Here is an 8,492-nt window from a genome sequence, read left to right as displayed (position 1 = left end):
CACCCTCCTGATCAACCAAATCAACAAGCCTAACAGGCCTAAAACGCTCCACCCATGGTTCTGAGAACGTTAATTGATTAACCTTAGACACCATCATAATTAACACCTATTGTTTAAAAACTTTAAGCCTAAGGGCGTAATTGTTAAAACACAAGGCTACTTAGACTATAGATAAGATGATTAGTGAAGGACTTAGAAAGAGTAAGCTCTTTCAAGTTAACACACTGTACAGTGCTGCTGGTGGATTATATTACCCAGCCATACCATTATACTTAAGGGGACTAGGAGTTAGCGTAGACTTAATTAGCCTAATATTATCCGGCTTATCATTAAGCGGCTTCATTTCAGCTGTTCTTTGGGGTAAGTTAGCTGACTCACCCTCAAGAAGGAGGAGGATTATTGCCGTAACAACTATTGGTGGCGCCGTCTTCTACATGATTTTAGCCTTACCATTACCTCTAACAATCTTTACAATCATCCTATTCCTAGCCAACTTAATGGCCCCTGGGGCGGTGCCAGTCATCATGGCTGAGGCTAGTGGCTGGGTTAACGCCACTGAGGAGATGGGGTACTTTTGGATTGGAGGTTCATTAGGCTACTCCCTAACAACCGCCTTTACAGGTCTCATACTTGAGAAGGTCGGCGTCGGCTTAATATTCCTACTATCATCAGTATTAATACTGGGTGTTTACGCGGTTTCAAGGGGCATAATCTTCAGTGATCGTAAGGAGCCTGCAGAAGCCACTAGGGTAACCCAGGGTAATGGTATTTCAATGATCTTCTGGTTACTAATGCTTTCCGTAACAATATTCCTATTCACTGATGTTGCCAAGAACCTTTACATACCTGTGTTTTACGCCTTTAACCTAAGGATGGGCTATGCCCTAGCCACATTGACATTAAGCATTGAGGCCCTCCTTGAAATCCCAGTAATATACGTGTTCACTAAAATGCTCAGTAGGATTAACGCCTGGTTAATATTCAGCCTCAGCCTAATCCTAGCCGGCTTATTCTTCCTACTTAATGCCATTATTCCACCTGACCCAGTCTATGCATTTCTAGTTATGTCATCATACGCCCTTGTCTGGGGCACGTATAGTGTTTCCAGTACTGAACTGGTGGCAATGTTAACCGATTTGAGAAGAAGAGGTACAGCGTATGGTGTGTATAATTCAGCCTTCCCTGTAGCCAACATAATTGGGCCACTCTACATAGGTTACGTAATATCAATTTCAGGGTATAGGCGTGGATTAATTTACTTATCAATGCCAGTACTAGCGCTAGGGGTTATGATACTTAAGTATAATGGTAAAGCCAAACCAAGGTTAAAATAATAGGGCACTTAATCCTCATGCCGAATCCTTGACTACGCATAATTAAGCAAGCGTTACGCAGTGAATTAAGAAGGTGCTTAAGGTTAAAACTCAGTATCTATACTGAAGTATTCATGCTAATTAAGCCACTTGGTGAGGAAAGCCTTGGTGTAAGATCAATGAGCCTCTACGTGGAGACTAAGGATTTAAAGATATTGATTGACCCAGGGGCAAGCTTAGTTCCCTTTAGGTTTGGTCTACCACCGCATCCAAGGGAGTTCGACGCCCTTAAAGCCTTTAGGGGGAAGTTAATGAATCTCGCTGATAAGGTTGATTACATCTTCATATCTCATTACCATAGGGACCACTTCACCCCACCCTACAGTAGCATCTACATGGGTACTGGGGCCAAGGACTATGAATTGGTTTATGAAGGTAAGGTAGTTTTCGCTAAGGATTATGAAACCGTTAACCCAAGCCAGAGGAGGAGAGGTATTGGACTCTTTAAGGCGATTCAGGGTTTAGTGAATAAGTGGGTTAAGTGTGATGGGCAGTCCATTAAGGTTAACAACACTAGGCTTATTTTCTCCACTCCAATTCCCCACGGTAAACCAGGTAGTAGAACTGGGTACGTGGTAGGCTTAGGAATCATTGATGAATCCAGTTCCCTCGGCTACATACCTGATGTTCAAGGCCCACTTTCCAGGGAGGCTGTTGAATTCGCATTAAATCTTAGGGCTGATTTCCTAATAGTGGGTGGTTTCCCAGCATACCTCCTTGGCGGTTCCTTTAAGCAGGAGGATCTTAATGAGGCTAATAATAACCTAGTCACAATATGGAGTAACGCTAAACCTAAGAAACTTATAATTGCTCATCACTTACTCAGAGTAATTAACTGGAGGGATTACTTACCCAGTGGTATTGAAGCGCATACCTACGCATCACTACTTGGCTTAAGTGATAACCTGCTTGAAGCCAGGAGGAGGGAATTATATGAAGTTGAGAATCCTGGGAGGGATTATATTAGTAGGTTTAAGAGGGGTGGTGTAGAGGAATAATGCATCATCCTAGGATGCTTAAGTAGTGGGCTTGGCTCATGTTAAAGTATACTTCCTTAATAAACCCATTATTAACCGTGAAAAGCCTTAATCATCCTTTTCTAGGATTAGTGATCATTAATGAGCAATAGAAGTGTTTATTCACTAATAAGCTTTGGTGACTTGATTGAGAAGTTTATGAGTGCACTATGGTTAAATATAAGCAATTCTTCACGTAATAATGATATATTTGATGATTAAAAGAGCAGTATTTAATCTCTTTTTTCCATAATTAATGCTCTTCATGTTTATTAGCCATTACGCAGCATACCTATTGACCGGTATGGCAGTAAACGTACAACAATACCTCAATAAGGAGTATGAAGTAGAATGCGATGGGCAGATGGTTAAGCTGAAGCCGGTTAAGGCATGGGTGCTTCAGCCAAAGGGCAGGAAGGGTGTTGTAATAGGGCTCTTCAAGTGCCCTAATGGTAAGACAATAAGGAAGGCAATAGGCAAGATCGAGTAATTGAGTTAAAAAATAATGACTTAAAGGTAAAAACATTTTATTTCTTTTATTTTTCACTAATCATTGACTGCACTCAGCCTTCTTAGACTCCTCCTCAATTTTAATAAATGAATCCCTAGGGTTCCCTGACTCATATATGGCTCTACCCACTATTTCAAAATCAGCACCATGAAATATCGCGCACCCCGGCTTAACCCCCTGTGCACCAATACCTGGGCTAAGTATTACGTAGTCATTACCTAAATATGATCTTGCCCTCCTTATTAAATTAGGCTTATTACCACCAATAATAACCCCTGCGGCGTTAATCTCCTTAACCATACTGATCATCCCCTCAAAGTTAGCATCATATAACTCACCCCCACTTGTCATTGATGCTAGAACTAGTAAATCTAGGCCTTCTACATTAGGCATGTTAACCTTACCTACGAATCCATGAACTATAACTCCATTAACACCCAGCTCCTTAAGTTTACTTGCGATTATGTTATTTATGAACCCTACATCGGCTAATTTAGCGTCCATGAGGAAGTAAACATCCTTATTATAATTTATCAGCTTACTTAATCCCTCAGGCCCTATTGTAAGTAACGTTACCCAACTAACCTTAACAATTTTAACTAAACCCCTTAACTCATCCATAATGCCCCAGTATCTCCTGGGTTCAGTTAAGTCTAGGGCCAACACTACCCTACTTGCGTTTCTTAAGTCCCTTATCCTCATTGCCTAATGAGGCTAGGAGGGGTTATTTAAGTAAGCCAGTATTATTACTTTGATTCACCTGCCTTCTCCTAACGCTATTCCTTAGATCCTCAATTAGTTTAAGTAATGCCACCGCATAACTTCTCTCAACAACTATGAATACGTCATTATCATACCTAAGCATGTGCCTTATTGTTATTCCACTTGCTCTAGCTAATTGAACCATAAATGTTACAAAACCCACCGGTGCCTTCTCGCCGAACATTATCCTAACCAAGGTGTATTCCTGCCTACCCACCGTGTTTGTGAATTTGCCTAGAACTGCAACTGGGGCTATTAACTTCACCCTTTCCCCATCAGTTAAAAGTATTGAATAGCCCTTGAACAATTCCATTAATTCATGTGATTCATATAATTTCACAGTGTCCACCAGGCTTAATTCAATCTCATCAACACCATTGAATATGACCACTTCAGCCTTCTCTAAGGCTTCCCCAATATCCCTTATTGAGGTTGGGGCTTTCCTTGATGATAACCTCTCCAACGCCTTAACTATAGTCATTAGGTTAACTTCCTTACCAACAATGGACTCTACAAGTGGTTTAACTTCCCTGGCTATTGCTGATAAGTTGGCTATGCCGCTTGATAATGCAATCACGTAGAGGGGATTCTCCTCCACAATGACCCTAACGGCCTGCTGGACACTAACCATAACTAAACTACCCTAAACTGGTAAATAAATGTAACTATGTGTCATATTTTTGACGGAATAGTTTTTAAATTATAAAGCCTACTAAGCGTGAACTATGATATACGTAACGCCACTTCAATACGCCCTATCTGTAGTATCAGGAATACTAGTAGGCTTCTCACTTGGTTTAATAGGGGGAGGAGGCTCCATACTTGCTGTACCCCTCTTCCTATACCTTGTGGGTTTAGACACAATACCCAATGCGGCTCACGTGGCAATAGGCACCACAGCATTAGCAGTTGGCTTAAACGCATACATAAACTCCTACATGCACCTCAAGAGGCGTAACGTAGCGTTGAAGGTCGGTGGTGTATTTGCTGGCGTGGGGGTAGTGGGTGCATTAATAGGCGCATACCTAGGTCACATTACGCCAGGCACTAGGCTTCTAATATACTTCTCAATAGCGATGATAGTGCTTGGGATATATGTGGCTGTGAGAAGGGAATCAACCAAGGCAGGTACGAGTGATGAAGTTGATAGGATTATTCAGTCACTTAGTAAATGCCCAAGGTTAACACTGGGTACAATTCTGAAGGTGGCTAGTGCCGGGTTCGTGGTTGGCTTAGTGAGCGGCTACTTTGGAATAGGGGGTGGTTTCCTCATTGTACCTGCGTTAATGTTCTCAACGGGCTTATGCATAACTAGGGCGATTGGAACATCATTGATAAGCGTTGGCACCTTTGGTGTCGCCAGTGGGGCGGAGTATTGGGCCTACGGGGAAGTACTGGTACTTGTTGCTGCATTATACGTGCTTGGGGGTATTGCCGGTGGTTATGCTGGGACAAGCATAGCGGTTAAGGCCCCTAAGAATGCGCTTAGGGTGGCTTATGGAATCATAATAGTGCTGGTGGGTATATACATGCTCTACAGGTTAGGTGTCTTTTAAACAACCCCTCCACTAGGGTAATTTGTGACTAAGGTAACAGTATTAGCGCCAATTGATTCTAATGGATTCATTAGGAGACTTGGCCCCATGCTTAGGTTATTCTCCTTACCTTACAATGACTTTGAAATAGAGGTTACTGGTGATGTGTCATCAGTAGTTGAATCCAGGTCCATGAGCCTTGATGCGTTATCTGGGTTTAGACTGGTTATTAAGGTGCTTCATGATAATTTAAGGAAACTAAACGATGTAGTGCATGCCTTCTTCTGGTATATTAGGCCGGGAACTAAGCTAATTCTTGAGACTGATCAATCCCCAGGTCAATTCTTCACAGGATACTTGAACATGACTCCTGTTAAAACACCAGTAAGGGCACTGTATAAGGATTCAGTAATAATTACCTGGAGTAGGTGGGCTAGGGATGGGTTATTGAGGGATGGCTTCAATGATGAGCAGGTGAAGGTAATTCCATTACCCTACATTGAATCATTATTTAAGGTTAAGGCCGCTAAGATTAAGGCCATAGTCTTCGTGGGTTATGATTACTATAGGAAGGGTGGTGACTTAGCCTTAAAGACCATGGCTGTGGTTAAGTCCATTGATTCCTCGGTTAAGACAATATACATTGGTCAAATACCCTATGGTAAACCAAGGTTCATTGATGAGCACTACGTCTACTTACCTAGACCCAAGGTCCTTAAAATACTTGCAGAATCCATAATTGCCTTAGCCCCATCTAGGCATGAGGCATATGGATTAGCGGCCATGGATGCGATGGCTAATAAGACTATTGTGGTAGCCACTGATGTTGAGGGGCTTGGGGAATTTGTTAAGGTTAATGGAGGTGTGGTATGTCCTCTAGGCGACTTAAACTGCCTAGTTGAAAGCACATTAAGGTACCTGAATAAGAGGGAGTATGAAGCCAGAGCAAGTCTGCAGCTTCAAAGACTTATGGAGAACCATAACCTAGGTAAAATCAGGAACATGATGAAGGAAACTTATGAGGAGGTATCAGGTAAATAATGTTTTAAGGAACTGGAAGCATTAATGCAATGAATTAACCAAGGAATTAACGGTATTAGCTTTATGGGTCTCTTAATTTTAGAACAACTAACGTAATATATCGGCAAACGGTATTTTAGCCTTTAAACCATATTCCCAATAATCTTACTTAGGGTAATTAAAGGCTCGCTCTTCAAGGCAAGGAAGGGGTCATCCATGATTAGTGTTGAGGCTCTTGCCTACTTCCCTAATGCTTTCCTGATTGCTTCCCTATGGAGTGGTGTTTGCCAGGCTACGTACCTTCCAATACCGAGTTCTGGGTCTTTTTCTAATGGTGGTTGATCTATCCAGAACCATGGTTTCCTCTCTGGCAGGAAGTATAGTATCAGGTTCTTTTCAATTAACTCATTGATCAACTCCTCTGGAGCGTTAGGACTCCATAGTGTGTCTGGGTCTTTAATCGCCTCCTCAAGCCAATTACGCCACCTGGCAATAAATTGAGGTGTTATGTTCTTCCTCCTGATAATATCCTCTATTACAACGTCTATGTTCCAATTCACTTTATAGAGATTCTCAAGCATTCTCGGGTTACCACCCGTTAACCTCCAGGTTTCGAGGAGGTCCAGTTTATCGCCAGGTATTTGCTCATAGAGTTGCCTGAAGCCTTCCTTAGGCATATTCCACATTGGCCTTAAATCAGCCCACTCATGCCTACCTATTTCCCGTAGACTTACACCCTCGCTGGTAGCGGTTATCGTAATTATTCTTTCATACATTTCCGGTGGGTACTCGATTAAATTAAGTAAAGCTTTCACATATATTGCCGCATTCCTAATGCCTATTATTTGGAACGCATCATCGGTGATCACTGCTACTTTACTTTTAGTTTCCTTAATCAACTCCTTAGCTATATCAAAGGCTAACCAAGCAAGCCTACCAAGGGCATTTTGAGCAATGGCGTCCCTAACTAAAGTGAGGAACCTATCCCTTAGGTTCGTAATACCGAATTCTGTAATAACCTCCTTATTGAGAGGATTAATGTAAATAACATTGAATCCCAGTTCCTTAAGGAGCTCAATAGATTGTTTAAGCCAAGCAGTTTTACCGCAACCCTCTGGTCCATAGATTACCTGGACAGGGAATGTGCTTTTCTCCGCCCATTCCTCAATACGCCTCAGTGCCAAATTCCTATCAGTGAATTCAACTGTTAGATTAGCGAAGCTTAGCTTAATCTTCTTCATCATATTAATGGTTTCTCATGTACTTTAATTACTTTTTGCAATGCTTAGTGGAGACATGTTCGACTATTTACCAAGGTAATGCATATTGCACTTTTATACCTTCATTTAATTAAGATACTTTAAGTCAATGCTGGTTCATTTAGAAGGAAGCCATGGAAGTAAGAGTACTTATGAAACAGTATTCTTGACTTAGGAGACTATACCTTTATTCCTTAATACCTATGTGAATGTAAATTGGTGGGGCCGCCGGGATTTGAACCCGGGATCACACGGGCCCGAGCCGTGCCTTAGGCGTGGCTAAACCCACGTGTCCTAACCAGGCTAGACTACGGCCCCTACATTCCACGATTATTTATCCTCCTTTTTAAGATTACTGCACAACGCATCATAGCCCTCATAGAAGATTTACATTACCATGCCATAGCTACCTAATGTATATCAATGTTGTTGAGCTTCCATCAAACGCTTTACGCTTAAATGACCCTGAGGAAAGTATAGGGGAAGAATCACGATGATTGAGGGAAAACTTAATGAAACTAAGGATTATCTTAGCCAAACCCGATAAAAGCTACATATGGCTATTCGGTATACCAGTTATTGAGAATGCTAACCTTTCTTTCAATCATAGTTTCAATACTCTGCATCACCATAACTAGGTTTAAGTAGTTTAAGTAGTGGTTGAAGATAGCCGATTCATTAAGCACATTATATTGGGCATTATGTAAATTTATGGCAGTATTTGTTAAGTTAACGATTCATGTACAGTTAAGTGCTGAACTAGTGTAAGCGTTATACGATATGTTCATTAGCCTTAATGACCCTTGATTAAGGTTAGTATTACGCTGCTAGTTATTTTGCCTTAAAGACCTCTCTCACGCAGTATCTTATTCATTACATCCAGTAGCTGGATAATGTCAACTTTAGCGGATTCATCATCCCAATACTGGCTTAATATCCCTGACTTATCAGGTCCATTATACTGGTATTGATGAAGAAGGATGGCTAAGTTAGTGTACACGCCTATGTCACCGCCT

Annotated in this window: 8 protein-coding genes and 1 tRNA gene; 5 read left to right on the top strand and 4 right to left on the bottom strand. The window is 41.5% G+C overall.

Features of this window, described 5'->3' with window-relative positions; genetic code table 11:
* The first annotated feature begins 176 nt into the window (after window positions 1-176).
* The 3 genes from Q0C29_RS10780 (at window position 177) to Q0C29_RS10770 (ending at window position 2,879) form a co-directional block, all read left to right on the top strand.
* The gene (locus Q0C29_RS10780; RefSeq protein WP_292000665.1) at window positions 177-1,334 is read left to right on the top strand and encodes an MFS transporter; all 1,158 of its coding nucleotides are present in this window, start codon (window positions 177-179) and stop codon (window positions 1,332-1,334) included.
* A gap of 113 nt (window positions 1,335-1,447) precedes the next feature.
* Window positions 1,448-2,371, top strand: a complete 924-nt coding sequence (locus Q0C29_RS10775; RefSeq protein WP_292000664.1) for an MBL fold metallo-hydrolase — start codon at window positions 1,448-1,450, stop codon at window positions 2,369-2,371.
* A 322-nt stretch (window positions 2,372-2,693) separates the two neighbouring features.
* Window positions 2,694-2,879 (top strand): chromatin protein Cren7, encoded by a 186-nt coding sequence (locus Q0C29_RS10770; protein ID WP_292000667.1) that lies wholly within the window; start codon window positions 2,694-2,696, stop codon window positions 2,877-2,879.
* Window positions 2,880-2,939: 60 nt separating this feature from the next.
* Here Q0C29_RS10770 and pyrF read toward each other — a convergent pair whose 3' ends face one another.
* Together pyrF and Q0C29_RS10760 are read right to left on the bottom strand one after the other, a co-directional pair.
* Complete coding sequence (gene pyrF, locus Q0C29_RS10765) at window positions 2,940-3,602, bottom strand: orotidine-5'-phosphate decarboxylase (protein ID WP_292000663.1); 663 nt, start codon at window positions 3,600-3,602, stop codon at window positions 2,940-2,942.
* A gap of 22 nt (window positions 3,603-3,624) precedes the next feature.
* Window positions 3,625-4,293 (bottom strand): hypothetical protein, encoded by a 669-nt coding sequence (locus tag Q0C29_RS10760; RefSeq protein ID WP_292000662.1) that lies wholly within the window; start codon window positions 4,291-4,293, stop codon window positions 3,625-3,627.
* 94 nt (window positions 4,294-4,387) lie between these two features.
* Here Q0C29_RS10760 and Q0C29_RS10755 point away from each other — a divergent pair, with 94 nt between their 5' ends.
* Window positions 4,388-5,218: a sulfite exporter TauE/SafE family protein gene (locus Q0C29_RS10755; protein WP_292000661.1), complete on the top strand. Its 831-nt coding sequence runs from the start codon at window positions 4,388-4,390 to the stop codon at window positions 5,216-5,218.
* Between the two features lie 24 nt (window positions 5,219-5,242).
* Window positions 5,243-6,238 carry a glycosyltransferase family 4 protein gene (locus Q0C29_RS10750; RefSeq protein ID WP_292000660.1) on the top strand — a complete coding sequence of 332 codons (996 nt, stop codon included), beginning with the start codon at window positions 5,243-5,245 and terminating at the stop codon, window positions 6,236-6,238.
* A gap of 218 nt (window positions 6,239-6,456) precedes the next feature.
* Here the strand turns inward: Q0C29_RS10750 and Q0C29_RS10745 are convergent, their stop codons facing one another.
* Both Q0C29_RS10745 and Q0C29_RS10740 read right to left on the bottom strand, forming a co-directional pair.
* Window positions 6,457-7,461 (bottom strand): ATP-binding protein, encoded by a 1,005-nt coding sequence (locus Q0C29_RS10745; RefSeq protein WP_367173682.1) that lies wholly within the window; start codon window positions 7,459-7,461, stop codon window positions 6,457-6,459.
* A gap of 232 nt (window positions 7,462-7,693) precedes the next feature.
* A tRNA-Pro gene (locus tag Q0C29_RS10740) sits at window positions 7,694-7,794 on the bottom strand.
* Window positions 7,795-8,492: the final 698 nt, after the last annotated feature.

Origin of the sequence: Caldivirga sp. (genome assembly GCF_023256255.1) — an archaeon.
Lineage (GTDB): Archaea > Thermoproteota > Thermoprotei > Thermoproteales > Thermocladiaceae > Caldivirga.
The sequence above is the reverse complement of the archived record's forward strand: the minus strand, read 5'-3'. Positions and strand labels throughout refer to the sequence as shown.

Coding starts and splice junctions, on each gene's coding strand:
- Q0C29_RS10780 (WP_292000665.1), top strand. CDS start 177: ATGATTAGTGAAGGACTTAGAAAGAGTAAGCTCTTTCAAGTTAACACA.
- Q0C29_RS10775 (WP_292000664.1), top strand. CDS start 1,448: ATGCTAATTAAGCCACTTGGTGAGGAAAGCCTTGGTGTAAGATCAATG.
- Q0C29_RS10770 (WP_292000667.1), top strand. CDS start 2,694: ATGGCAGTAAACGTACAACAATACCTCAATAAGGAGTATGAAGTAGAA.
- pyrF (WP_292000663.1), bottom strand. CDS start 3,602: ATGAGGATAAGGGACTTAAGAAACGCAAGTAGGGTAGTGTTGGCCCTA.
- Q0C29_RS10760 (WP_292000662.1), bottom strand. CDS start 4,293: ATGGTTAGTGTCCAGCAGGCCGTTAGGGTCATTGTGGAGGAGAATCCC.
- Q0C29_RS10755 (WP_292000661.1), top strand. CDS start 4,388: ATGATATACGTAACGCCACTTCAATACGCCCTATCTGTAGTATCAGGA.
- Q0C29_RS10745 (WP_367173682.1), bottom strand. CDS start 7,461: ATGATGAAGAAGATTAAGCTAAGCTTCGCTAATCTAACAGTTGAATTC.